24 protein-coding genes are annotated in these 25,731 nt (G+C 59.0%); 7 read left to right on the top strand and 17 right to left on the bottom strand.

The window, feature by feature from the left end:
- Positions 1–161: 161 nt before the first annotated feature.
- Together CKW15_RS25905 and CKW15_RS25900 are read right to left on the bottom strand one after the other, a co-directional pair.
- The gene (locus CKW15_RS25905) at positions 162–596 is read right to left on the bottom strand and encodes a DoxX family protein (protein WP_095056718.1); all 435 of its coding nucleotides are present in this window, start codon (positions 594–596) and stop codon (positions 162–164) included.
- A gap of 104 nt (positions 597–700) precedes the next feature.
- On the bottom strand, positions 701–2,122 hold the full coding sequence (locus CKW15_RS25900) for a transglycosylase SLT domain-containing protein (RefSeq protein WP_095152915.1): 1,422 nt from the start codon (positions 2,120–2,122) through the stop codon (positions 701–703).
- Between the two features lie 234 nt (positions 2,123–2,356).
- On the opposite strand from CKW15_RS25900, the gene CKW15_RS25895 reads away from it, so the two are divergent.
- From CKW15_RS25895 to CKW15_RS25885, 3 genes are all read left to right on the top strand, one after another.
- On the top strand, positions 2,357–3,166 hold the full coding sequence (locus tag CKW15_RS25895; protein WP_095152914.1) for a TatD family hydrolase: 810 nt from the start codon (positions 2,357–2,359) through the stop codon (positions 3,164–3,166).
- Positions 3,167–3,292: 126 nt separating this feature from the next.
- Positions 3,293–4,774: a methyl-accepting chemotaxis protein gene (locus CKW15_RS25890; protein ID WP_095152913.1), complete on the top strand. Its 1,482-nt coding sequence runs from the start codon at positions 3,293–3,295 to the stop codon at positions 4,772–4,774.
- A gap of 161 nt (positions 4,775–4,935) precedes the next feature.
- Positions 4,936–5,301: an Mpo1-like protein gene (locus CKW15_RS25885; RefSeq protein WP_095152912.1), complete on the top strand. Its 366-nt coding sequence runs from the start codon at positions 4,936–4,938 to the stop codon at positions 5,299–5,301.
- Here CKW15_RS25885 and CKW15_RS25880 read toward each other — a convergent pair whose 3' ends face one another.
- The 3 genes from CKW15_RS25880 to CKW15_RS25870 form a co-directional block, all read right to left on the bottom strand.
- A complete protein-coding gene (locus CKW15_RS25880; RefSeq protein WP_095152911.1) occupies positions 5,302–6,099 on the bottom strand; it encodes an acyl-CoA thioesterase II in 798 nt (265 codons plus the stop codon). It abuts the gene before it with no gap.
- 217 nt (positions 6,100–6,316) lie between these two features.
- A complete protein-coding gene (locus tag CKW15_RS25875) occupies positions 6,317–7,075 on the bottom strand; it encodes a CHAD domain-containing protein (RefSeq protein WP_095152910.1) in 759 nt (252 codons plus the stop codon).
- A 113-nt stretch (positions 7,076–7,188) separates the two neighbouring features.
- The gene (locus tag CKW15_RS25870) at positions 7,189–7,467 is read right to left on the bottom strand and encodes a hypothetical protein (RefSeq protein WP_095056711.1); all 279 of its coding nucleotides are present in this window, start codon (positions 7,465–7,467) and stop codon (positions 7,189–7,191) included.
- 222 nt (positions 7,468–7,689) lie between these two features.
- On the opposite strand from CKW15_RS25870, the gene CKW15_RS25865 reads away from it, so the two are divergent.
- Complete coding sequence (locus CKW15_RS25865) at positions 7,690–8,736, top strand: patatin-like phospholipase family protein (RefSeq protein ID WP_095152909.1); 1,047 nt, start codon at positions 7,690–7,692, stop codon at positions 8,734–8,736.
- A gap of 143 nt (positions 8,737–8,879) precedes the next feature.
- Here the strand turns inward: CKW15_RS25865 and CKW15_RS25860 are convergent, their stop codons facing one another.
- From CKW15_RS25860 to kdpF, 6 genes are all read right to left on the bottom strand, one after another.
- Positions 8,880–9,578 carry a response regulator gene (locus CKW15_RS25860; RefSeq protein WP_095056709.1) on the bottom strand — a complete coding sequence of 233 codons (699 nt, stop codon included), beginning with the start codon at positions 9,576–9,578 and terminating at the stop codon, positions 8,880–8,882.
- A 48-nt stretch (positions 9,579–9,626) separates the two neighbouring features.
- Positions 9,627–12,278, bottom strand: coding sequence for a sensor histidine kinase KdpD (locus tag CKW15_RS25855; RefSeq protein ID WP_095152908.1), 2,652 nt, complete (start codon positions 12,276–12,278; stop codon positions 9,627–9,629).
- Positions 12,279–12,329: 51 nt separating this feature from the next.
- A complete protein-coding gene (gene kdpC, locus CKW15_RS25850) occupies positions 12,330–12,875 on the bottom strand; it encodes a potassium-transporting ATPase subunit KdpC (protein WP_095152907.1) in 546 nt (181 codons plus the stop codon).
- Positions 12,876–13,070: 195 nt separating this feature from the next.
- Complete coding sequence (gene kdpB / locus CKW15_RS25845; protein WP_095152906.1) at positions 13,071–15,128, bottom strand: potassium-transporting ATPase subunit KdpB; 2,058 nt, start codon at positions 15,126–15,128, stop codon at positions 13,071–13,073.
- A 10-nt stretch (positions 15,129–15,138) separates the two neighbouring features.
- On the bottom strand, positions 15,139–16,833 hold the full coding sequence (gene kdpA / locus CKW15_RS25840; RefSeq protein ID WP_095056705.1) for a potassium-transporting ATPase subunit KdpA: 1,695 nt from the start codon (positions 16,831–16,833) through the stop codon (positions 15,139–15,141).
- A gap of 8 nt (positions 16,834–16,841) precedes the next feature.
- Positions 16,842–16,931: a K(+)-transporting ATPase subunit F gene (gene kdpF, locus CKW15_RS25835; protein WP_007899818.1), complete on the bottom strand. Its 90-nt coding sequence runs from the start codon at positions 16,929–16,931 to the stop codon at positions 16,842–16,844.
- A gap of 193 nt (positions 16,932–17,124) precedes the next feature.
- Here kdpF and rfbC point away from each other — a divergent pair, with 193 nt between their 5' ends.
- The 3 genes from rfbC to CKW15_RS25820 all read left to right on the top strand — a co-directional run bounded on the left by rfbC (position 17,125) and on the right by CKW15_RS25820 (position 18,811).
- A complete protein-coding gene (gene rfbC / locus CKW15_RS25830; RefSeq protein ID WP_095152905.1) occupies positions 17,125–17,670 on the top strand; it encodes a dTDP-4-dehydrorhamnose 3,5-epimerase in 546 nt (181 codons plus the stop codon).
- A gap of 149 nt (positions 17,671–17,819) precedes the next feature.
- On the top strand, positions 17,820–17,987 hold the full coding sequence (locus tag CKW15_RS25825) for a DUF2897 family protein (protein WP_095056703.1): 168 nt from the start codon (positions 17,820–17,822) through the stop codon (positions 17,985–17,987).
- A gap of 266 nt (positions 17,988–18,253) precedes the next feature.
- Positions 18,254–18,811 carry a TetR/AcrR family transcriptional regulator gene (locus tag CKW15_RS25820; RefSeq protein ID WP_095152904.1) on the top strand — a complete coding sequence of 186 codons (558 nt, stop codon included), beginning with the start codon at positions 18,254–18,256 and terminating at the stop codon, positions 18,809–18,811.
- On the opposite strand, the gene fabF is transcribed toward CKW15_RS25820, so the two are convergent.
- From fabF to CKW15_RS25790, 6 genes are all read right to left on the bottom strand, one after another.
- Positions 18,808–20,082: a beta-ketoacyl-ACP synthase II gene (gene fabF, locus CKW15_RS25815; RefSeq protein ID WP_095152903.1), complete on the bottom strand. Its 1,275-nt coding sequence runs from the start codon at positions 20,080–20,082 to the stop codon at positions 18,808–18,810. The two genes, CKW15_RS25820 and fabF, sit on opposite strands and share 4 nt — an antisense overlap.
- 33 nt (positions 20,083–20,115) lie before the next feature.
- Positions 20,116–20,910: an SDR family oxidoreductase gene (locus CKW15_RS25810; RefSeq protein WP_095152902.1), complete on the bottom strand. Its 795-nt coding sequence runs from the start codon at positions 20,908–20,910 to the stop codon at positions 20,116–20,118.
- A gap of 240 nt (positions 20,911–21,150) precedes the next feature.
- Entirely contained in the window at positions 21,151–21,486 is a 336-nt protein-coding gene (locus CKW15_RS25805) for a helix-hairpin-helix domain-containing protein (protein WP_095056699.1), read from the bottom strand.
- 112 nt (positions 21,487–21,598) lie between these two features.
- Positions 21,599–23,593, bottom strand: a complete 1,995-nt coding sequence (locus CKW15_RS25800; RefSeq protein ID WP_095152916.1) for a nucleoside-diphosphate sugar epimerase/dehydratase — start codon at positions 23,591–23,593, stop codon at positions 21,599–21,601.
- A gap of 105 nt (positions 23,594–23,698) precedes the next feature.
- A complete protein-coding gene (locus CKW15_RS25795; protein ID WP_095152901.1) occupies positions 23,699–24,727 on the bottom strand; it encodes a glycosyltransferase family 4 protein in 1,029 nt (342 codons plus the stop codon).
- Complete coding sequence (locus CKW15_RS25790; RefSeq protein WP_095152900.1) at positions 24,724–25,695, bottom strand: SDR family oxidoreductase; 972 nt, start codon at positions 25,693–25,695, stop codon at positions 24,724–24,726. Before CKW15_RS25790 ends, CKW15_RS25795 begins: the two co-directional genes overlap by 4 nt.
- Between the last annotated feature and the right edge of the window lie 36 nt (positions 25,696–25,731).

The following is a 25,731-nucleotide window of genomic DNA, read 5'->3' as shown; positions in this document are numbered from 1 at the left end:
AGTTGAAAAGGTCGCCGAGGTCGAGCAGGTCTTGTTGAACAGACATAAAAAATCCGATGCCAGAGGTCTGGCATCGGATTTTCTAGGAAGCCCTGCGCGAGCTCAAATGCTTAAGTGAACAGCATTACCGCAATGCGGGCCTTTTCATTGAGCCAGAGCCGTCAGCCCGCGATGACGCGATCGGCCGAGAGCTTGCCGGCCCCTTCGATCAGTACCGCGATACTGCCACCGAGCAGGGCCAGGGCGAATTCATAACCGTTGTTGGCCATGAACAGACCGTTACTGATGTGCACCGAAAAAATAGCGACCAGCGAGAGGAAGGTCAGGCCCAGTGCGGCTGGACGTGCCAGCAGGCCGATGATCAAGGCCAGACCGGCAAAGAACTCGGTGCCGCCCGCGAGCGTCGCCATCAAGTAGCCCGGTGCCAGGCCGATGCTTTCCATGTATTGCGCGGTCCCGGCCAGACCATAACCACCGAATGCCCCGAAGAGTTTCTGCGAGCCGTGAGCAGCGAAGATGATGCCGACGACAATTCGCAGAACTGTCAGGCCGTAGCCCGCGCGGGTGAACAGAACCTTGTTGATCAGAGTGCTCATGCTGTGTCTTCCATCGTGAGGTGTGTGTGGGTTGGCCGCTATATTAATCAGTAAATATCATGTTAAAAGCGCAAAAAACCCACCAATCCAATCAGTTTATTCGATTACTTTCGCGAAGTGACGTTTGGCCCCTGAGGCTCCAGCGATTCCCGTTCTCGATCGAATGCCAAGTAGTACTTGTTCACGCTATTAACATAGCTGACAGGTCCCATTCCGACTTGCTCCATGGCAATCCGCTCGACCTGGAAGAACCATTGATTCGGATTCAAGCCGCGCCGCCGCGCCTCGGCACGCATGCCTTGCACTCGCTCCGGCCCAATGTTGTAGGCCGCCAGCACGAAGGCCATGCGCTCGCGTTCGTTGAGTTTGGTGCTGGCAAAAAACTTACGCCGGATCAGGGCGAGGTACTTGGCGCCGGCCTGCACATTGCCGTCGAGGTCTTGAATGTTGTTGACCCCTACCCGCTGGGCTGCAGACGGCGTGATCTGCATCAGGCCAGTCGGCGCACCACCACTGCGCGCCGCGGGTTGCAGGCCGGACTCCTTGAACGCCAGCGCCGCCAGGTTCAGCCAGTCCATGCCTTGGGCGTCAGCGTGCTTTTGCAGCACCGGACGCAGTTTTTCCAGTCGCTGCCGGTCCGCCTTGGCCAAGGGGTAGTGAACCTGGTACAGGCGCCGATAGATCCGCAGGAACGCAACGTCCTGGTCCGATGGTTTTTTGTAACCGGTCAGGAAGCGATCAATGCTCGCACGCAGCATTGACGCATCGCGGCGCACGAACCAGAACTCTTCGCCCGGATCACTGATGAGCACTTGTTTGTCGAATCTAAGTTTCGGCAGGATCTTGCCCCAGCGCTCGGCAATCGGTTGCTCGACGATGGTCAGATGAAAGATGCCGCCCTGGACCATTTCCAGCACATCCTCGACCGCCAGACTCGGATCGACCCACTCGATCGTTATCGGAGGCAGCTTGTGCAAGGCAAGTTTCTGATTGATCTGGCTGACGGCGTCACCGGCAGCACTGCCGGTGGGCAATGCCACGGTCTTGCCCGATAGCTGTTCGAGACGGGTATAGCGACGCTCGCCCTTGATCCCCACCAGCACCAATGGAATGTTGCTGGCAAGCGGTTCGCTGGTGCTGACGGCGTAGCCCGGTTGCAGGTCGAGCAATTCGCCCGGGGCTACCAGATCACCCTCCCCGCGCTGCAAAGCGCCGAGCAGCTGGTCCTTGCCCTTGGGGATAATCTTGAGGGTGATTTCCTGACCGTCGCGGGCATGGCCGTTGAGGTATTGCTCGAACGCTCGCAAGCGGTGGTACTCGACGCCAATGGCCTGGCCCTGGACTTCGCCGGAACTGTTGCGGCTCTGGTTGACCAGCACCCGCAGCACGCGGCTGCTACGAATGTCCGGGAGATCACGAACTTTTGCGGCCGGTACCGCTTGCTGTGGTCCGGGCAGCCGCGCAACCGCCGACAGCGGCAGTAGCAACGAACAACACAGCAGTAGCAAAACCGAGGGACGAATCATCCACTCTCCGGAAAGAATTCGGGTTGATCACATGAATAAGTCATGCGATCAATCGACAAAAACAGAGCGCCTGAAGCGCTGGCAAGGTGCGAGAAACCGGCACATTGATGGCAAAGCTACCAGTCCAGTTTCGTTCGCGGCTCAAGAGACAGCGTTAACTCCTTGTAGTTCTTGGCTTTTCTTATCAATCAACAGCTCTGATATGCTTTCCGGCCTTTGGTCCGAGGTAGCACCATGCAACTCATCGATATCGGCGTCAACCTGACCAACCCCAGTTTTGCCGACAAACACCAAGCGGTACTCGACCGCGCCTACGCGGCCGGGGTGTGCCAATTGGTGCTCACCGGCACCAGCGTCGAGGGTAGCGAACAAGCCCTGGAGCTGTGCCAGCAACTGGACGAAAGCGCGCAGCGGCTGTTCGCCACCGCGGGCATTCACCCCCATTCGGCCAGCGACTGGAATGCCGACAGCGCCCGACGCCTGCGCGGTTTGCTCAAAGAGCCGAACGTGGTGGCCGTGGGTGAATGCGGGCTGGATTTCAATCGAGATTTCTCACCGCGCCCGCAACAGGAAAAAGTCCTCGAAGAACATCTGGCGATGGCGGTCGAATTGCAGTTGCCCGTGTTTCTGCACGAACGTGATGCCAGTCAGCGCCTGCTGGAAATCCTGCGCGACTACCGAGATCAATTGCCCGCCGCTGTCGTGCACTGTTTCACCGGCGAACAGAAAGCGCTGTTCAGCTACCTCGATCTGGACCTGCACATCGGCATTACCGGCTGGATCTGCGACGAGCGCCGGGGCACGCACTTGCATCCATTGGTAAAAGAGATCAAGCGCGGACGCCTGATGCTGGAGAGCGATGCGCCGTATCTGCTACCGCGCAGCCTGCGCCCCAAACCGAAGAACGGGCGCAATGAGCCAGCGTACCTGACCGAAGTGTTGCGAGAGGTCGCACTGCATCGCGGGGAAACCATTGAAGATCTGGCGGCGCACAGCACTGCAACTGCGAGAGCATTCTTCGGCTTACCGCCAATCCTCCAGTAATCACCTGCCCCCTGGGGGAGCGGGCTTGCTTGCTCCCACCTTGACCTGCATCAAGAGCCGATTTCTGCATGGCGGCACAATGCTGGCACCTTGCCAATACTGTTTCCGCTATCAGAGAAGACCTCCATGGGTGCCTGGCTTAGCAATATCTCGTTGAAATACAAATTCTGGGCAGTCAATGCCGTCGCTTTTGTCACCACATTGCTGCTGGTGCTGTTTGCCGTGCATCTCGAACAACAGGCCCGCAGTCAGGCCGCCAAGGCCTCGGCTCAGGCGCAGGCGCGATTGCTCAGCGCCTGGCCTGCCGGGCAGCCGCTGCCCCGGCACGATAACCTGCTGACCTTCAGTCGCGCACAGGTGCCGATGTTGAACAAACAACCGGTACCGGAACTGAGCAATGCAAAAGGTTGGGTCGAGATCAATGCCATGCCGCTGCTCGGTGACAACCCGCTGATGGGTGCCGAAGTGTTCACCGGCGCAGGTGACCAGCAAATTGCAGTGATCGCCTATGCACCGAGCCTGGAACAAGTCTTCGCTGAACGCTTTAGCCAATACGCGGTGGCGGTAATGATCCTGATGCTGGCGATGCTGGGTGCGTCGCAGTTGTTGATCCGATTCCTGCTCAGCCAGCTGAACACGTTGAAAGACGTGATGCTGCATGTCGAGAAAACCGGTGATCTGTCAGCCCGCGTTCCACTGGCCTGTCGCGATGAAGTCGGGCAAATGGCCAATGCCTTCAACGCCATGCAGGCCGGTTATCAGCGAGTGGTCAACACCGTCGCCAGCACCGCCCGGCAACTGGATGAGGGGGCCGCCCGGCTGGCGTCGAGCATGAACGACGTGCGCCAAGGCATGCTCGGTCAGCAAAGCGAAACCGATCAGGCCGCCACGGCGATCAACGAAATGACGGCCACGGTCTATCACATCGCCCAACACGCCGGAGCCACCCGCGACCTGTCGCAATCGGCCGACACCCTGGCTGGCAGCGGGCAGGAGGTGGTGCTTCGGGTTCAGAAGTCGATTGCCGGGTTGTCCACCGGGGTGCAACAAACCGCCGAGATGATCCAGCGCCTGGCCGAGGACAGCCAGAAAATCAACGGCGTGGTGAACGTGATCCATAGCATCGCCGAGCAAACCAATCTGCTGGCCCTGAACGCAGCCATCGAAGCGGCCCGGGCCGGTGAGATGGGGCGCGGGTTTGCGGTGGTCGCCGATGAAGTGCGCAACCTCGCCAAGCGGGTTCAGGCCTCCACCGACGAAATCACGCTCATGGTGTCGGCTTTACAGGTCGGAACCCGTGACGCGGTGGACTTTATGCAGGAGAGTTCGTTCAAGGCGGACGACTGCGTGCAACAGGCGCAGGAGGCGGGTGTCGCGCTGGCAGAAATCACCGGCGCCGTGGCGCAAATGCGTGAAAGCAATACGCAAATTGCGGTAGCGGCCGAGCAGCAGAGCCAGGTCGCCGAAGAGATGAACCGGTCGGTGGTGAGCATTCGTGACGTGACCGAGAACACGGTCCAGCAGACGGTGAGCTCGGCGACTACCAGCAATGAGTTGGCGGCGCTGGCCGGGGAACTGAGCAAGGCGATCGGTCAGCTCAAGCTTTGACGGCCTCTTCGCGAGCAGGCTTGCTCGCGATGGCGTCAACCCGATCAAGATCGATGTTGACCATGACCCCTATCACATCGATAGCCAGCCTTGATTCGCCGCCAACAAAGACCGGGCCTATTCTCCAATCATGTGTTCAACATGGATCGAGGATCAGCATCATGGGCAAACGTCACCCCAACCTTCCCGCCTGGCAATGGCGCGCGTACCCGAACAATCATCAGCACCCGACCAATCTGGTGCTGCACCTGATCGCGGTGCCGCTGTTCATCGTGGCATTTCTGTTGATTGTGTCCGGGGTGTTCGGCCTGAACCTGGCGAATGTCGCCATCGGGGTGATCGGTGTGATCGCCGCGCTGGGTTTGCAACGCCACGGTCACAGCCTGGAAGCGCAAGCCTCCGAGCCGTTCACCGATCGCAAAGACGCCGTGTCGCGCCTGATGGTCGAGCAGTTCCTGACCTTCCCACGGTTTTTTCTGAGCGGTGGCTGGTGGCGCGCCTGGCGGGATCGTCACCGTCGGCATTGATCAGGCGAACACCGTCACGGTCTGCCGACTCATCGCAATCAATCGACCGTCCGCGCTCCACAACCTCGCGGCGGCATGGCCATACCCGTCGACGGCATACTCGGTTTCGACCTGGTATTTGCACCAGTCCAGCGTGCTCAGATCCAGCAATGGCTGAACGAATTCTATGGTCCAGGTCAGCGTGCTGCCCATCGCCGGCTTCTTCAAAAACGGCAGCACAGACGGTGGCCACGCGTCCACCAGCGCCAGAATGTGCGCTTCGCTCAGCGCCTCTGCTTTTGCCTCATCACGCAACCGCACCCAGCCGCCCATCTGACGCGATGTACTGCCGCTGAACGGCATGCCACCGACGCTCCAGCGCATCGCCAGATGCCGCATAAACTCAGGGAGGAGACCTTCGACGAACGGCAACTCCTGGCACTCCTCCCAATGCTTCATTTCCGGCGCTGGCTCCGCGCTCACCGCCACTTCCGATGGACGCGAGGCGCCGAAGCTGCCCTGGATCAGCGTCACCACCTGGCCCTTCTGCACCACTCTGCCCAGCACCTGACTGACGGCCTTGCCTTCACGCAGCACGTCGACCTCAAAACTGACGGGAACATCAGACTCGACCGGGCCAACGAAGGTGATCGCCAATGAGCGAACCGAACGATCCGACGGAACCTTTGCGCGCATGGCTTCGAATTGCAGAGCGGCCACCAGGCCGCCGAAACTGGCTCGCCCCTGTGCCCAGGAAGCCGGAATAGACAGCACCAGTGGCTGGCGGCGGACGGCATCGAGCAGTTCGGAAAAACGCATGAAAACCTCAAGGATCGGAAAAAGATGAAGGAATATTAACGATCAGGCGGAGGCTATACAGCACTCATTCCGGCCAAATTGACTGACAGATGGGCCGTGCTCAACTCCCCCCCTGTAGAAGCGAGCTTGCTCGCGATAGCGGCGTTTCAGTCACATCAATGTTGGATGTGCCACCGCAATCGCGAGCAAGCTCGCGCCTACAGGGGATGCATTAGGTTCAGGATTTGAAGCAATCCGCGCTGAGCTTGTCCAGCACGCGATCAGAGCGGGTTTCCGCTTTGGCCATATTGGCTTTCCAGACCGCCACACAAGGTTGCAGATCCGCTTCATGCTCGGCCAGGGCCAGCCACTGCACGCAGTCGTGCCAGTCACCTAACGCGCCTTGCGCCGCTTTCAACCGAGGCATGGCTTTTTTCGGTAAGCGATCCAGCTCCGGATAGGCATCAATGCCATAGCGCACGCGCTTGATCAGCAACCTTAGTCGATGCCGGTCGTGGGCGGGATCGTGCAGTGCCTTGTCGAGTTTTTTCCATTGTTTGGCCAAGCGTTTTTCGATGTGCTGGCGCACGCCCTTGAGCAAACCCTGACGCTGGGACGCACGCAAAAAACGCGGAAAAGCATCGAGGACGATCAGCAACTGTGACAGTTCGGTGCTGCTCGCAACGGCCGGATACGCCTCGGCCATCTGGGCCATGCGCCTGCGTCCAGCTTCGGCTTGACCGTGTTCAAGCAGGTACGCTGCCATGACTTCGCGATCCCGTAACGGCGTGGTCAGCTCACCCACCCGCGATGCCGCCTCTTCCAATTGCTCGACGCCCGGCAAGCCGCGCAACGGCCGCAACAGGCTGCGCAATCGACGTATTGTCGTGCGCAGATCGTGCAACGCCTCAGGGTCAGTACACGCATTCAAACGTGCCTGGCAGGCCAGCAGACGAATCTCCAGGCCCAGAACATGAGCCACCAAGCGATCAATCATGGGTTTACTCCGTAGATAGTCCCTTACACCAACTGTAGGAGCTGGCTTGCCGGCGATGGCGGTATGGAGCTCACTGTGATCTCAATGTACTCCCACCGGCAAGCCGGATCGCTTCATCGCCCGGCGCGGGACTCACGAATATAGAAACGGGCCTTCTCGGCTTTTTGGCTGCAACCTTCGAACCCTTCGAATTGCTGTTGAGTCTTGGCCGCGGTCAACAGTGACAAGGCTTTGGAGTAGCTGACAGTCCCGGCGAAACCCTCGGCCTTGGCCAGGTCCAGCTCACGCCACGCGGCGTCGAGTTGGCTACCGCAGCTGTCTCGGTAGGCGGTTTTACCGGCACAACCGGCAAGCGCCAGGGCAATCAGCGGTACACAGATCCAGGCTTTCATCACTCACACCTCAAAGATAGGTCAACAATCATGCAGGTAAGACGGTCCGGCGCTTAAAAAGTGCCGTTGGTCTGCTGCGCTCACTATAGCGCTGCTGAGGACAACCCTGTGCCACCATGGAGTGTCGAAAATACGACGCCTTCGCCGCTACGAACGACTTTTGCGATTGAAGCGCGCCCCTCGATGGGTGCATTGTTGAACCTGGTCATACGAGGGCGATTCATGAAAAAGCGTGTCGCACTGGTGCTGGGCTCGGGTGGAGCCCGGGGATATGCGCATATTGGTGTTATCGAAGAAATTGAACGGCGCGGTTACGACATCGCCTGCATCGCCGGTTGCTCCATGGGCGCCGTGGTGGGCGGGATCTACGCCGCCGGCAAACTCAATGATTATCGCGACTGGATCGAGAGCCTGGACTATCTCGATGTGTTGCGCCTGGTAGACGTCAGTTTTCGTTTGGGGGCGATACGCGGTGAAAAAGTCTTCGGCCAGATCCGCAAGATCGTCGGCGAGATCAACATCGAAGACCTGCGCATTCCCTACACGGCGGTCGCCGCCGACCTCACCAACCAGCAGGAAATCTGGTTTCAGGAAGGTTGCCTGCATCAGGCCATGCGCGCCTCGGCGGCGATTCCCAGCCTGTTCACGCCGGTCATGCAGGGTAATCGCATGCTGGTGGACGGCGGTATTCTGAACCCGCTGCCGATCGTGCCGGTGGTGTCGAGCCACTGCGACTTGATCATCGCGGTCAACCTCAACTCCACCAACCAGCGCCACTACCAACTGCCGGTGATCCAGCGACCCGCCGCGTTCAAGTCGCGCTTCGACAGCCTGATCAATTCTCTGGGTTCGAAGATGCCGTTCCGGCGCAAACAGGCCGAACAACTGTTGATTCTGGAACAGGAGGCCTTGAGGGCCCAGAGCGCGAATATCAATTCCTGGATCGAGTCCGCCGAGCCCGAAGCCCAGCAACCGGCCGCCGCGCCTGAATCCCCAGGTGCGCCACGATCCGCCACCGGTTCATTCATCATCGATAACGTCGGGCCGGCGTCGTTGCTGGACTTGATCAACCAGAGCTTCGAGGTGATGCAAACGTCGCTCGCGCAGTACAAGATTGCCGGGTATCCGCCGGACATCCTGATCAACGTACCGAAGCGGGTGTGCCGGTTTTTCGAATTCTACAAGGCGCCAGAACTGATCGCGCTGGGGCGGGAGATTGCGCGGGATACGCTGGATCGGTATGAAAATGAGCAGAATCGCGATGGCTGAAATGCTCGATTGATTGTGAGGGCCTCATCGAGAGCAAGCTCGCTCCTACACTGGATTTTGGACAGACACAAATTTTGTGAACACCGAAAACTCACTGTAGGAGCGAGCCTGCTCGCGATGAGGCACGATCATTCAGCACAAAACTAAAGGCTAGCCTCACCCAACAACCGATACCCCACCCCCGCTTCGGTCACGATAAACCGTGGCTGAGTCGGGTCGTCCCCCAGTTTCTGGCGCAGATGACCAACCACAATCCGCAGGTAATGGGTGTCTTCGGTGTGGGTCGGCCCCCAGATGTCCTTGAGCAGTTGCTGCTGGGTGATCACCCGCCCGGGATGCCGTGTCAGTTGCGCGAGCACGGCGTATTCCTTGCGGGTCAATGCCACTTCGACACCGTCCAGCAACACCCGGCGATACGCCAGGTCGACCGTCAGCGGGCCGAAACTCAGTGCGGCTTGCTGGGGCTCGCCCATCGGGGCCTGACGCAATAACGCGCGAATCCGTGCCAGAAATTCCTGAATGCCAAACGGCTTGGTCACATAGTCATTGGCACCACCATCGAGGGCATCGACTTTCTGCCCTTCACCGGCGCGCACCGAAAGCACCAGCACCGGCACCGTCGACCATTCACGAAATTCGCGCAACACTTGCTGGCCGTCCATGTCCGGCAAGCCGAGGTCGAGCACCAACAGGTCCGGTTTGTTCAGCGCGGCCTGCGCCAGGCCTTCGCTGCCGGTGCCGGCCTCCAGCACTTTGTAGCCTTGGGAAACGAGGCTGATGCGCAGGAATTTGCGGATCTGCGGCTCGTCGTCGATGACCAAAATGGTCGCAGTCTGGCTCATGAATTCACATCAACACGTAGAAGAGGCAAGAGAGTAGCGCATGCACGATCAGGCTTCACTTTCATATCCCGGCTGAGCCTGCAACGGCAGGTGCAAGGTGATGCAGGTGCCGCGCCCCTCGATGCCGTCCGCAACACTGATGCGCCCACCATGGGCACCGACCATGCCCTGACAGATCGCCAGCCCCAGCCCGGTGCCCTGCCCGCCACGATCGCCACGGGCAGCGGTGTAGAACATGTCGAAAATCTTCGCCCTCTCCGCTTCCGGAATCCCCGGCCCTTCGTCGCTGACCGAGAAGAACAGCTCCTTTTCGTCGGCCCCGGCACACAATTGCAGACGGCCGCGGGATGGCGAGAAGCGTGCGGCATTTTCCAGCACGTTGACCAGGGCCTGTTCGATGAGTGCGGCATGGACATACAGCAGCGGCAACTCGGCGGGCACATCCGTGCTGACCTGCAACGAAGACAGAACTGCGCGCAGGCGATTGAGTGCACTGCCGACGATATCGGCCGGCGACACCCAGTCTCGCGAGAGTTTCAGGGCGCCATGACCGAGGCGGGTCATGTCCAACAGGTTTTGAATATAGCGGTCCAGACGCTCGGCTTCATCACGAGTGCCTTCGAGCAATTCACGGCGGTCCTCCAATGGAATCGCCTCGCCAAGCGCTAGCAGACTGTCGATGCTGCCGCGCATCGAGGTCAGCGGTGTGCGTAAATCGTGGGACACCGAGGCCAGCAAAGCACTGCGCAGTTGTTCGGTTTCGCCGTGCAGCCGCGCGGCCTCAAGGTCGTCGGCCAGCTGCGCGCGGGCCAGCGCCTGGGCCAATGGCTGACTCAAAGCGGTCAATAAGCGTCGACGCTGGCCCGTGAGGGTCTGGCCCTCTTTGGCGCAGACACCGAGTAATGCCAACGGACCGTCCTCGACCGACAATGGCCACCACCACCAACGCCCGAACGGCAAAGTACCGGTGCCGACGCCGGCCGGTTGATCGTGTTGCCAGGCCCAATCGGCGGCCGCACGTTCCGCTTCAGAAAATTCCAGCGGGCCACCGGTTTCGACTTTCCAGCCGTTTTGACCATCGCGATTGAGCAGGCACAGTTGCAGATCGCTCCAGCCATTGAGGTGCTGGGCTGCGGCGCTGATCACGGCCTGACGGTCGGTGGCGGCGGTGAGCTTGCGCGACAGGCCGAGCAGTTCGGTGGTCTCTTCCTGGGTATCGCGCAGGACCTGCAATTGCCGACGCTGACGCGCGGCAAGATTGCCGGTGAGCGCTGCCATCAACAGGAAAAACAGCAAGGTCAGCACGTCTTCTTCGCGCTGGATGCTGAAAGAAAAATTCGGCGGAATGAACAGGAAGTCATAAGTCAAAAACGACAGCGCCGCACACACCAGTGCCGGGCCGAGACTGCTGCGCACCGCCACCAGCAGGACCGCGGCAAGGAACACCAGTGAGATATTCGGCAGCGGCAACACACTCACCACCGCCCACGCCAAGGCGCTGGCTAAAACAGTTGCGGCCACCGCCAGGGCATAGTCGAACCACACCAGCGACTGCATTGAACGTTGGCGAGGTGGATGCTGTTCATGGTCACAGTCGAGGACGTTGATTTCCAGGCCGCGCGCATTGCGCAGCAGGCGCGCCGCCAGACCACCGCCGAACAATCGACGACGCAGACGTGGTCGGGACTGGCCGACCAGCACCAGGCTGGCGCGACGTTCGACGGCATGCTGGATCAAGGTTTTCGCCACCTCACCCGCTCGCAGCAGCACCACCTCCCCGCCCAAACGTTCAGCCAATTGCTGGGCACTTTGCAGGCGCAGACGCGATTGCTCGTCTCGCACGCTGCCGTTGTCGACGTGCACCAGACTCCACGGCAGATGACGACGCTGGGCCACTCGACTGGCGTGACGCACCAGCCGCTCAGCCTGGACATCGCCGTCGATGCCCACCAATAAACGTCCGCGCACGGCTGGCGCGGCTTGCCCGAGTTGGCGATAACCCTGGGCCAGATCGTTATCGACCTGAGCCGCTGCGGTTTGCATCGCCAGTTCGCGCAAAGCAGTCAGATTGGTTTGGGAGAAAAACGCGTCGATGGCCGCCCGCGCCTGCTCCGGCACGTAGACTTTGCCATCGCGCAGACGCTCAAGCAGCTCACGTGGTGGCAAGTCGATCAGCAGCAACTCATAGGCTTCTTGCAGCACCCAGTCGGGCAAGGTTTCGCGAACCTGCACGCCGGTGATGCCGCGCACCTGATCGTTGAGACTTTCCAGGTGCTGGACGTTGACCGTGGTGTACACGTCAATGCCGGCGGCGAGCAGTTCCTGAATGTCCTGCCAGCGTTTTTCGTGACGACTGCCGGGGGCGTTGGTGTGGGCCAGTTCGTCCACCAGCACCAGTTTCGGCTTAGCCGCCAGCAGACCGTCGAGGTCCATTTCCTCCAGCATCACGCCACGGTATTCCGAGCGCACCAAAGGCTGCTGCGGCAGACCGCTGAGCAGCGCTTCGGTTTCGGTCCGGCCATGGGTTTCGACGACACCGGCGATGATTTTCACGCCTTGGCGCAATTGGGTGTGGGCCGATTGCAACATGGCGTAGGTCTTGCCAACACCCGGCGCAGCCCCCAGGAAAACCTTGAGCCGGCCACGGCCATCGCGGGGCAGGTCTGCTAACAGCGCGTCGGCGCGGCCGGAGTCGCTCATTGATCGTTGCCTTGTTTGATTTGACTTGAGAGGTTGCTGCGATCTTTTGATCTACAGATTTTCCAGCGCCCGATTCAACTCAAGCACATTTACCACTGGCGGGCCCACAAGAGGCTGCTCGATGTGCGCGTCCAGCAGGTTTTGCACGGTTGCCACCGGCAGATTGCGCGCCGCCGCAACACGCGCCAGTTGATAGGCAATTGCGGCCGGTGGCAAGTGCGGATCAAGCCCGCTGCCGGACGTAGTGACCAGCGCCAGCGGTACCGGCCCCTGGCCTGGCACCTGCAATTTATTGGCTTCATCAATCACGCGGCTGGCCAGCGCCGGATTGCTGGGCGCCAGGTTGCTGGCGCTGCTCGACACGGTAGCAAAGGCACCCGCCGATGGTCGCGGATGGAACCACGCATCCCCGACGAAATCCTGGGCAATCAACGACGAACCTCGCACCTTGCCCTCGGCATCGCGAACGAGACTGCCATTGGCCTGATCCGGGAAGGCAACCTGGGCCACACCGGTGACAACCAAAGGATAGGCAACGCCGGTGATCAGGGTCATCAGGACCAACAGGCTCAGGGCCGGGCGTATCAATGTGGACATTTCAAAATCCTCGAATTCATTGAAAACAGAAACAACTCTTGAAGTCACCAGCAGATATTGTGGCGAGGGGGCTTGCCCCCGCTGGGCTGCAAAGCAGCCCCCTGCAACCACATGTCTACATACAGCTGGCGACTGCTCCGCAGTCGAACGGGGGCAAGCCCCCTCGCCACAAAAGCCACACAATCCGAATGATCGCTAAACCAGATGCAACGCCGTCAACAGCATGTCGATGGCCTTGATGCCCACGAACGGCACCAGAATCCCGCCCAGCCCGTAGATCAGCAGATTGCGTCGCAACAACGCCGCAGCACTCGCCGCCTGCACCCGCACACCACGCAGTGCCAACGGAATCAACACCACGATGATCAAGGCGTTGAACACAATCGCCGAGAGAATCGCGCTCTGCGGACTGCTCAAATGCATGACATTGAGCACCCCCAGTTGCGGGTAAATCACGGCAAACAGCGCCGGCAAAATCGCGAAGTATTTGGCCACGTCGTTGGCGATGGAAAACGTCGTCAACGCGCCGCGAGTCACCAGCAGTTCCTTGCCGATCTGCACCACGTCCAGCAACTTGGTCGGGTCGCTGTCGAGATCGACCATGTTCGCCGCTTCACGCGCCGCTTGCGTACCGTCGTTCATCGCCATGCCGACGTCCGCCTGAGCCAGTGCCGGGGCGTCGTTGGCGCCGTCGCCGCACATCGCCACCAGACGACCGTCGTTCTGCTCGTGACGGATGCGCGCCAGCTTTTTCTCCGGTGTAGCTTCGGCCAGCACGTCATCCACGCCTGCTTCGGCGGCAATGGCGGCGGCAGTCAACGGGTTGTCACCGGTGACCATGACCGTGCGAATCCCCAGTTTGCGCAACTCGGCGAAACGCTCGCGAATGCCGGGTTTGACCACGTCTTTCAGGTGAATCGCACCGAGCAATTTGCCGTCGGCACAGACCAGCAACGGGGTGCCGCCGCTCTGGGCGATCTTGTCGATTTCCCGGGACAGTGCCGGGGCCAGGTCGGCGCGTTTCAGGCCGACGAACGCCAGCAGCGAATCCACTGCGCCTTTGCGATAAACCCGGCCCTGATAGTCGACACCGGACAACCGAGTCTCGGCACTGAACGGTACCGCCGTCAGCAGCTCAGCGGAGGGTTCCGGTTGCGGATGAAGCCCGCGCAGATATTCGACGATGGATTTACCTTCAGCAGTGTCGTCGGCCAACGAGGCGAACAGCGCACCTTCGGCCAGTTCTTTCGCGGTCACGCCGGGCGCGGCATATACCGCTGAACAACGACGGTTACCAAAGGTGATGGTGCCGGTCTTGTCCAACAGCAGAACGTGCACATCCCCCGCCGCTTCCACCGCCCGGCCGGATTTGGCAATCACGTTCAGGCGCACCAGACGGTCCATCCCGGCGATACCAATGGCCGACAACAGACCACCGATGGTGGTCGGAATCAGCGTCACCAACAGTGCTACCAGAAACACCAGCGGCAGGCTGCCATTGGCGAAATGGGCGAACGGTTGCAGGGTGACGACCACCAACAGGAAGATCAGGGTCAGGCCGATCAGCAGGATATCGAGCGCCACCTCGTTCGGGGTTTTCTGGCGTTTAGCGCCTTCGACCAGGGCGATCATGCGGTCCAGGGTCGACTCACCAGGGTTGGTCGTAATCTTCACCAGCAGCCAGTCCGAGACCAGACGCGTGTTGCCGGTGACGGCGGAACGATCACCGCCGGACTCGCGAATCACTGGCGCAGATTCACCGGTGATCGCCGCTTCGTTGACCGCCGCAATACCTTCGATCACTTCGCCGTCACCGGGGATCATCTCCCCCGCTTCGACGCGCACCACATCGCCTTTGCGCAGGTTGGCGGCAGGCACCATTTGAAAACTGCCGTTAGCGGTTTTGCAACGGGCGCTGAGGCCTTCGCTACCGGCCTTGAGACTGTCGGCGCGGGCCTTGCCACGACCTTCGGCCAAGGCTTCGGCGAAGTTGGCGAACAACACGGTGAACCACAGCCACACGGCGATTTGCGCGGCGACGAAGGTCGGCACCGCCGGATCGGGAATGAAGCACAGCACGGTGGTCAGGATCGCGGTCAACTCGACCACCAACATCACCGGCGCACGCTTGAGTTGCCGCGGGTCGAGCTTGACGAAGGCTTGCACCAGCGCCGGACGCCACAGGGCCGAGATCGCGGTTTTGGGTTGCTCCGATGCCTTCACGGCTACCGGTTTGATTGCAGGCATATTCATCGTCCAGTCCTCAGAAGCCCATGCTCAGATGTTCAGCGATAGGGCCCAGCGCCAGGGTCGGCAGGAATGTCAGGCCGCCCACCAGCAAAATGGTCATAGTCAACAAAGTCACAAACAGCGGGCCGTGGGTCGGGAAGCTGTTCTGACCGATCGGGGCGGTTTTCTTCATCGCCAGGCTGCCGGCCAAAGCCAGTACCGGGAGGATGTAACCGAAGCGGCCGATCAACATGCCCAACCCCAGCATCAAGTTGTGGAACGGCGTGTTGGCGCCAAAGCCACCGAACGCAGAACCGTTGTTGGCGCTGGCCGAGGTGTAGGCGTAGAGCAACTGACTGAAACCATGGGCGCCGGGGTTGCTCACCGAGGCCACCGGTCCCGGCAGGCTGGCGGCAATCGCACCGAGCACCAGCACGCCAATCGGCATGACCATCAGGGTCAGCACCAGCAGTTGCACTTCCCTGGCTTGCAGTTTTTTGCCGAGGTATTCCGGTGTGCGGCCAATCATCAGGCCGGCGAGGAACACCGCGATCAACACGTTGAGCAACATGCCGTAGAGCCCGGCACCGACGCCGCCGAAGATCACTTCGCCGACCATCATGTTGACCATCGCCACCATGCCGCTCAGCGGGTTGAGGCTGTCGTGCATGCCGTTGACCGAACCATTGGAGGCCGCCGTGGTGGTCACCGACCACAGCACGGTGGCGGTGGTGCCAAAGCGCGCTTCCTTGCCTTCCAGCGGCGCTGTCTGCTCGACGGCGGTGTTGTTCAAGGTCGGATTCGGTTGATACTCAGCCCACAGCGACGTCGCACCGCCAATCAGGAACAGCGCCAGCATGCAGGCGATGATTGCGCGGCTCTGACGCAGGTCCTTCACGTAATGGCCGAAGGTGAACACCAGCGCCACGGGGATCAGAATGATCGAAGCGACTTCGAACAAGTTGCTCCACGCCGTCGGGTTCTCGAACGGATGCGCCGAGTTCACGCCGAAGAAACCGCCACCGTTGGTGCCCAGTTGCTTGATCGCAATCTGGCTCGCGGCCGGCCCAAGCGGAATCACCTGATCGACGCCCTGCATCGTCAGCGCATTCACATACTGCGCGAAGGTTTGCGGCACGCCCTGCCACACCAGGTACAGCGCCAGCAACAGGCACAGCGGCAACAAGCCATAGAGGGTGGCGCGGGTCATGTCGACCCAGAAATTGCCCAGGGTTTTGGTCGACTTGCGCCCGATACCGCGGCACAACGCAACCAGAACCGCGAGCCCGGTGGCGGCGCTGACGAAGTTCTGCACGGTGAGCCCGATCATCTGGCTCAGATAGCTCAGGGATGCTTCACCGCTGTAGCCCTGCCAGTTGGTGTTGGTCATGAAACTGACCGCGGTGTTGAACGCGAGCGTCCATTCCTGACCCGGCAGATGTTGCGGATTGAGCGGCAAGTAACCCTGGAACAACAGGACCGAGAACAACAGCAAGAAGCCTGCAAGGTTGAATGCAAGCAAGGCCAGCGTGTACTTCTGCCAACTCTGTTCGGCCTGCGGATCAACCCCGGCCACCCGATAACAGCCGCGCTCCACCGGCCCCAGGATCGGCGTCAGCCAGGTGCGCTGACCTTCCATGACCTTGTAGTAGAAGCGCCCGAGAAACGGTGCCGGAACCAATACCACCGCGAAAAATGCGAGGATCAGCCAATAGTCATAACTGTGCATAGCCGCTCCTAGTTCCGGTCCGCGCGCAACAGCGCAACCAACAGATAAATGAACAGCCCCACTGCCAGCAGCAGCGACACCCCGTCCAGAACGCTCATGGAAGTTCTCCCTGTTACGGCGTATTGCCGCGTGTGGGGTCATTGTCGGGAGGGAGGGTGTAAAGGCGCGAGATCGGGGATGGGGACGTGGCATAAAGAAGGCGTAAAGAGTGAGAAGCCGAGCCATCACTCGCTTCGGTGCGCACTTTGCGCAAGAATGTCGGCCATTGAGCCCATCGCTGGAGAATCACCCATGAATGTAATCACCACCGATCTGCCCGGTGTTCTGATCATCGAACCGAAGGTATTTGGTGATGAGCGAGGCTTCTTTTATGAAAGCTTCAATGCCAAGGCTTTTGAAGAGGCGACTGGCCTGAATACACAATTCGTCCAGGACAATCATTCGCGCTCGCAAAAAGGCGTATTGCGCGGCCTGCACTACCAGCTGGAAAACACTCAAGGCAAGTTGGTTCGTGTCACCGTCGGTGAAGTCCTCGACGTTGCCGTTGATATCCGTCGCAGCTCGCCGCATTTCGGCAAATGGGTCGCTGTGCGCCTGTCTGCCGAGAACCATCGTCAGCTATGGGTGCCGGAAGGTTTCGCCCACGGTTTCGTGGTGTTGAGTGATTTCGCCGAATTCCTCTACAAGACCACCGACTACTACACCCCATCCGCCGAACGCAGCATCCGTTGGGATGACCCGGACCTGGCTATCGACTGGCAACTGAGCGAAGCACCGCAACTGTCGGCAAAAGACCTGGCAGCGGCGTACTTCAAAGAGGCAGAGGTTTTTTCCTGATCCACGATGTCTAAAGCGTTCGAGTGAACCTTGAACAACCGGCATAGAATGGGGTGATAGCGATGGAACTGCGGTGAAACCCCATCACTCAAAACGATATGCACGATCGGTTGGCGAACCCTCGCCCACCTGCCTTCAAGGAGAGTCCTATGCCCTGGTATGCCTGGTTAATTCTGGTCGTTGCCATTGGCTCGATCGTGGGTGGCTTGTTGCTGCTGCGCGACACGGCCAACAAAGTCGAACTGACCGAAGAGCAACGTAAACGCGTCGCCGAACGCAATGCGGAAATGGACGCCAAGGAAGCGCAGGACCGCTGACAGAAAAAAACCCCGTCAACATTGGCGGGGTTTGTTTTTTCACACGTGTGCATGGCCATATCCAATCCTCAGCCCCTGCTGCCTTTTATCAGCCGGTTTCTGGGCGGATCGAGCCTTTTATCATCCGGTCGAAATCACCGTTCGTGTCACTCTCATGACCGGTTTGGATCAAGATCGAAGCATCTGCATGCTTTTTAGAAGTAGAAGTACAGTCACCATCAAATTTTCATTGGTTAATATGTTGCGCATTGATGTGGAGATATCAAATGCGTTACTCGCAGGACCATAAAGCCCAGACCCACAAACGCATTATCAAGGAAGCTTCCGCGCGATTTCGACGCGACGGTATCGGTGCGACCGGCCTGCAACCTTTGATGAAAGCACTGGGCTTGACCCACGGTGGCTTTTACTCGCACTTCAAGTCCAAGGACGAACTGGTAGAAAAGGCCCTGCAAGAAGCCGGCGAGCAAGTCGACGGCTTGTGCGCGCAAATTTTCTCCGAGGAACATCCCCTCGAAACCTTTATCGACACGTACCTCTCCGAATGGCACCAGACCTCCCCCCATGAAGGTTGCCCGCTGCTGACCATTTCTTCGGAGCTGGGATTGCGCGGTCAACCCAGCCCGACCAGCGATGTGGTGCTCAAGGCCCGCCTTGATCAGATCGAAAGCACCCTCAAAGGAGAGAACGCCGCCGATCGCAGCGTCGTCATCATGTCGACACTGGTCGGCGCTTTACTGCTATCGCGCAGCGTTGCCGACGTCGAGTTTGCCCAACGAATACTCGACGTCGCACGCGACCATCTCAAACAACCACAGGATTAACCCTGCCAACGCTTGAATAAAACGCTGGCGTTCACCCCGCCGAATCCGAAGCCATTGGACAGGGCGTACTCGATGGCCATAGGCCGCGGTTTGCCATGAACAATGTCAACACCTTCAGCCGCAGGGTCGGGGTTATCGAGATTGAGCGTGGCCGGAACGATCTGATCGCGAATGGCCAACAGCGTGAAGATCGCCTCAATCCCGCCTGCTGCGCCGAGCAAATGACCAGTCGCCGATTTGGTCGACGTGACCGCAATCTTGTTGTCTGAACCAAACAACGACTTGATGGCCGCCAACTCGCCGAGATCCCCCACCGGTGTCGACGTTGCATGGGCATTGAGATGCTGCACCTGCGCCGGCGTGACTCCGGCCTGAGCCAACGCCAGCGACATCGCCCGGCGAGCACCGCTGCCGTCTTCAGGTCCGGCCGTCAGATGATAGGCGTCGGCACTGGTGCCGTACCCGACCAACTCTGCGAGCGGCAGCGCACCGCGGGCCAGCGCGTGATCCAGAGATTCAATCACCAACAAGCCGGCACCCTCGCCCATCACAAAGCCATCACGTGCGCTGTCGAAGGGTCGAGAGGCACGCTCCGGGGTTTCGTTGTAGCCGCTCGACAGGGCACGAGCCGCCGCGAACCCGGCCAGGCTGACCCGATCAATCGCTGCTTCCGCACCGCCACATACAGCAATGTCTGCCTCACCGGCACGAATCAAGCGGGCAGCATCGCCAATCGCCTGTACCCCGGCCGCGCACGCCGTGACCGGCGCACCCAAGGGGCCTTTGAAACCATGCTCGATCGAGACATGGCCAGCGGCAAGATTGACCAGAAATGAAGGAATTGTAAAAGGTGACAAACGTCTCGGCCCACGGCTATCCGTTGTGCGTACGGCATCCGCAATCGCGCCGAAACCACCGACACCGGAACCGATAATGGTCGCGGTGCGCTCCTGACCCTCGGCATCCCGCGCCTTCCAGCCCGCCTGTTCCAGCGCCTGACGCGCCGCTTCCATGGCGAACAGAATGAATCGATCCATTTTTTTCTGCTCTTTGGGCGACGTCGCGAGGTCCGGGTCGAAACCCGCCTCGGCATCCTCTGCCAGCGTCGGCACCACGCCGCCGACCTTGGCCGGCAAATCGGCAACCACGTCGTCAGGCAAGTTTCGCAGACCTGAACGTCCCGCCAACAGACGCGCCCAGACGGCTCCAACGCCACTGCCCAAGGGAGAGACCAGACCCATCCCCGTTACAACCACTCGACGATCACTCATACCGCTCACACCTCAAACCCATTGAATGGCGCCTCACTTGTAACGTGGGGCCGCTTTGCTTTTGGAAAGGTTCGGCGCCAAAACATGGCGCGCAGCCACGAAAGCGTCCCAATCGGCCGCATCCGGCAACGAAGGAATCGTGACCAACTCCCCCTGATCCAGGCCCGACAACGCCGCATCGACCATCTCCCCCGCGTCCATGACCATCTCCGCTGGAATCTGTGAAGCATCGATACCAGAGCGTTCCCAGATCTCCGTGCGCGTGACACCTGGCAAAACCGCTTGAACCCTGACACCCGTGCCATCCAGCTCCGCGTTCAACGATTGAGTCAGGCTCAGGACGTACGCCTTGCTCGCGCTGTAAATGGCGTTGAAGCGCTCGGGAAAGAGCGCCACGACTGAAGCGATATTGATAATCGTCCCTCGCCCCGCCTTGGCAAAACTCGCCGCAGCCGCAGAGGCAAGCCGCGTGACAGTTGTGACGTTCAACTGAATCAAGCGTTCCATCTGATCCAGATCGGCATTGGCCAGTAACCCGTCCGCCGCGACGCCCGCGTTGTTGAGCAACAGGCTGATACTCGAGTCACTGCGTAACCGTTGCTCCAGCTTCAGAACATCTTCGCTTTGCGTCAGATCGGCCCTGAGCACTTCCACCTGAACCCCATGTTCGACGCGCAACTTGCCGGCAGCGGCTTCCAGGCGATCCTGATCGCGAGCGACCAACAACAAATCAAAGCCGCGGGCAGCCAAACGCTCGGCGTAAATCGCCCCGATGCCCGATGAAGCGCCAGTGACGAGGGCGGTACCCTGGGATTGGACAGCGTTCATGACGGTACTCCTGGAATTGACTCATGAATGACCTGCGTCTGAAAAACCCGGCGCAGTGTCGATGGAGATTTTATTATAGGCATAATCCATTATTAATATGATAGCCGTAATTTTAGTGGCGCCGACGAAAGGTGCGTGTTGTTCACACCTCTACATGCCTGGGATTGTGCAAGGAGACTCCACTCGCCAGATGCGAAAAAGGCCGGTCAATGACCGGCCCCTTGGCGCTGAATTACAAGCTTAGTGCACCTCAAGCTTCTCGCGATTTTTATCCAGAATCGCTTTCCCTATCCCCTTCACTTCGAGCAGTTCATCGACAGAGGCAAACGGCCCATTCCCCTCACGATAAGCAACAATCGCCTTGGCCTTCGCTTCCCCGACACCGGACAACTCCCGCTGGAGGACCACTGCATCGGCCGTATTGAGATCGATCTTGCCGGACTGCTCCTTCGCAGAAACCTCCAACCCCACCGGCGGAGTGTTCACTTCTGGTTTCACCGAAGGCGCGGCGGCCGCAGCAATTGAGACGCTGGTCAGCAGGGCAAAAAGCAGAGAATTGAAATAGCCAGTACGCATAAATGACGCTCCATGACATCGATTGAGAAAGCAGCTTTTCCAAAGCTGCCTTCCAAACTTAGGCGATGTCTGGAGCCTGTCAAAAATGTGTCCGTTACAGGATGTGAAACAATCAGGGTTCGAGACGGCGTTGCTGGTAGATCCAGTCAACGATCTCGCCATCGGGGGTATAGCCGCTAACGGTGTCGCGAAGGAGTTGGCGGACACGAGAGTAATCGTCCTCCTCTACAGCCGCCAGCAACTCGGTCAAACGCCCCTTGAGAACATCCCAAGGCAAATGATCTTCGCTGGCGCTCATGATCATTGGGTGCTGCGTTGCCGACACGTTGTCACCGATCAGCAACTCCTCATAAAGCTTCTCGCCAGGACGCAGGCCAGTGAATTCAATGGCTATATCGCCCTGCACATTCTTTTCGGAGCGAACGCTCAGGCCTGACAGGTGAATCATCTTCTCCGCCAACTCGACGATCTTTACCGGCTCACCCATGTCGAGCACGAACACGTCACCGCCCTGCCCCATGGAACCGGCCTGGATCACCAATTGCGCGGCTTCGGGGATGGTCATGAAGTAGCGGGTGATTTTAGGGTGAGTCACAGTCAACGGCCCACCGGCCTTGATCTGACTATGGAACAGCGGAATCACCGAGCCGGACGACCCCAGAACATTGCCGAAACGAACCATCGTGAATCGGGTCTTGTTGACCCGGGACACATTGGCCTTGTCGCCGAACAGCACCGGCGCGATCTCGCGACTCAAGGCCTGAAGGGTCAATTCGGCCAAGCGTTTGGTACTGCCCATCACATTCGTGGGACGAACCGCCTTGTCGGTGGAGATGAGTACGAAGTTGGTAACACCCGATTGCAATGCTGCCTGGGCAGTGTTGAGCGTGCCAATGACGTTGTTCAGCACACCTTCCGCAATGTTGTGCTCGACCATGGGCACGTGTTTATACGCGGCGGCGTGATAGACGGTGTCCACGCCCCAGGTCTTCATGACATCCAACAGCTTGTGCGGGTGGCGGACGGAACCAAGAATCGGCAGTAGCTGCACGGGAACTGCCTCCCGAGAACTGCGTTGCTCCAACTCCGTCAGAATGCTGTAGAGATTGAATTCACTGTGGTCGAACAGCAACAGCGTGGTGGGACCCAAGGCAAAAATCTGCCGGCAAAGCTCAGCACCGATCGAACCACCGGCACCGGTGACCATGACCACCTTGCCTTTGATGCAACGCTCCAGCAGATCCGGCTGCGCCGGCACCGAATCGCGTCCGAGCAAATCGGCGATATCCACTTCCTGGATGTCCTCGACCTTCACCCGTCCACTGGCCAAGTCGGTGAAGTTTGGAACGCTGCGAATATGCAGCGGGAAACGCTCGAGAACAGTCAGGATCTCCCGACGACGGGCGCGGGTCGATGACGGCAGCGCCAGCAAGATTTCCTGCGCCCCGGTTTCTTTGATCATCTGTTGAATATGCTTGGGCTTGTAGACTTGCAGCCCGGCAATTATCCGATCTGCGATGCTCGAATCATCATCGATAAAAGCCACGGGGCGCATGACCCGGCCCATGCGAAGCGCAGCGGCCAACTGATTACCGGCCACGCCTGCACCGTAAATCGCAACCTTGGTCAGACCGTCATCGCGACTGGTAAAGAATACGTGCTGAGCCCCCGTGAACCAGTCGCCCATGAAGTACTGACGCATGCACAGGCGCAGACCGCCAATGATGACGAGGCTTAACCACCAGTAGTTGAAGATAATGGAACGCGGGACGACAGCTTGGTGGTTGCTGTACCAATAAACCACCACGACCAAAATCAGTGATGACAGGCTGACAGCCTTGATGATCGCGATCAGCGCATCATTACCAAAATAGCGCATGACCGCCCGGTACATGCCGAAGCGGATAAACAGAGGAATGGCCACCACCGGAGCGCTGACAAAGAGCCAGAAATGCACGCGGAAGGGGTTGTACATATCGTCGATGCCCAAACGCACGATGAACGCGAGCCACAGAGCTACCCAGACCAGAACGATGTCTGTCGTAACTTGAATCAGGCGTTTACGACGCCGGGGAAGCGCTAACAAGCGTGCTCTGACCTTCTCCATAAACTCTTCAAACACCTCAGTTTTCTCCCTCAACTGCCGAATGACCTTGGTGGGGCTTTATAAACACATCTCGTCCAATTCAAAACCGAATGACAGAGTCGTGTCTCAGTTTTTCACCGGTGGACCTTCCAATTCACCTGCGCGGTACTTGATTGCCAACGCAGTCAAAGGAGCATAGGCCAGGATCAGCCCCCAGCCTGGATTCAAGCCAAATTGCACGACGCCTAATGCGATTGGCAACAGCCAAAGCAAATTGATCAACGAAACGACAAAAGTAATCTTCAAATGACTGCCAAACAGACGAGAGGCATATTGGTAGGCGTGACTACGGTGCGCTTCGTAGACCCTATCCCCCCTGAGCAGACGCCGAAACAAAGTGAACGTAGCATCGACAATAAACACGCCAAGCAGGATCAACCACCCCCACAAAAAATCGGTGGAGATCCAAGCGGCTTGAAGTGAAAGTCCACCCAGCACAATCCCGAGAAAGCCGCTTCCGGCATCACCCATGAAAATTTTCGCAGGCGGGAAATTCCAGCAAAGGAACCCCGCCACGGCAGCCGCCAGTAACAAAGGAGCCCAAATCAGCGTGAGCTCTCCCGATACCCAGTACAGAAGACAAGCCCCAAGGCACACGCAGATCGCCTCGACGCTGGCTATACCGTCAATTCCATCCATGAAGTTATACAAGTTAAGCAACCACACCAGGTAAAACGCCGCCAACACATGACCAAACCACCCCAGGTCAAATGTATGCCCAAAGAACTCGATAACGGGCAAGCCACCGATCCAGAACAGCAACCCTGCCGAAGCGGCGAAATGACCTAACAAACGCCAACGGGCGGGAATGTGTCCGTGGTCATCCATAAATCCGATAATGGCGATGAGTGCGCCGGCCCCGGCAATAGCCAGAAACACCGAAAAAGTCATCAGTCCTGCAAACAGGAGCATGAACAGCGCCAACGTAAAGGCGAGGACAATTGCCACACCGCCCCCTCGAGGTGTCGGGATCGAGTGAGAGCTACGGGCGTTGGGTATGTCCATCAGGCTCCGCGAAAGCGCATAACGACGCAGAGCCCAGGTCAGTAAAAAAGACACGGCGACAATGACAGGGATAAACCAGCCAAAACTCATGATTTACGGGAGTCCAAAAAATGTTGCGCAGTCAGGGCCAACGCTTGATCGAGAGTGACCGGAGGTTTCCAGCCCAGTACTTGTTGGTTCTTGCTGATGTCGACCTGCAAGGACCCGAGAATACGGTCAGCCAGTGCTTGCTGGCCTATTAACGATGCTGCACCCATCATGAGTCCGGCTGGCACAGGCAACAATCTCGCACCTTTCCCCAAGGATGCCGCAAGCTTTCGCAACAATTGAGTGGTCGAAACATCTTCACCATCGCTGGCCAGGAACACTTGATTGGCAGCCGCCGGATGATCGGAGCAGGTCACGATCAAGTCCACCAGATTGTCTATGCCAATGAGGCTACGCTGGTTGTGAATCGCGCCAAAAGGCAGCGGAACGCCACGATTCAGCCAGTGCATCATGCTGAGGAAGTTCGCTTTGACACCAGGGCCATAGACCAGTACCGGCCGGATGATGACCAACTCCAAGCCTGTGGCAGCAGCGAGCGCCTGCAATCCTTGTTCGGCCTCTAGCTTGGTAATCCCGTAAGGGTCAATGGGCTCGGGCACATCATCAGCACGGAATACTGTGCCAGGTTTGGTTTTTTCCCCATTTACCTTGATTGAACTGATAAAAATGAAACGCCGCACGCCGCACGCCGCAGCCTGACGGGCGAGGTTCAATGTCGCCTCGACATTGACTTCACGAAACGCCGTCAACGGGTCGAGAGCCACTTCTTTCATGACATGAACACGGGCAGCCGCATGGATAACCACATCGACGCCAGTCAGGGCTGCCGACCAATCATTTGTGCCATCGAGGTTGCCCATCGGCACTGAACGCACACTCGCGGCGAACGGCACCGACAGAGTACGCAGCGGCGCAACAACGGAATACCCGGGAAACAGCACCAATCGATTGATCAGCGCCCGCCCCAAAAAGCCGCTGCCGCCAGTAACCAGAAATGCCTTAGCTCTCATGAGTGGCCCTTGGAATACAAAAGTACATCAATGCCT

Origin of the sequence: Pseudomonas sp. Irchel s3b5 (assembly GCF_900187435.1) — a bacterium.
Lineage (GTDB): Bacteria > Pseudomonadota > Gammaproteobacteria > Pseudomonadales > Pseudomonadaceae > Aquipseudomonas.
This window is presented reverse-complemented; position numbering and strand designations above follow the sequence as displayed.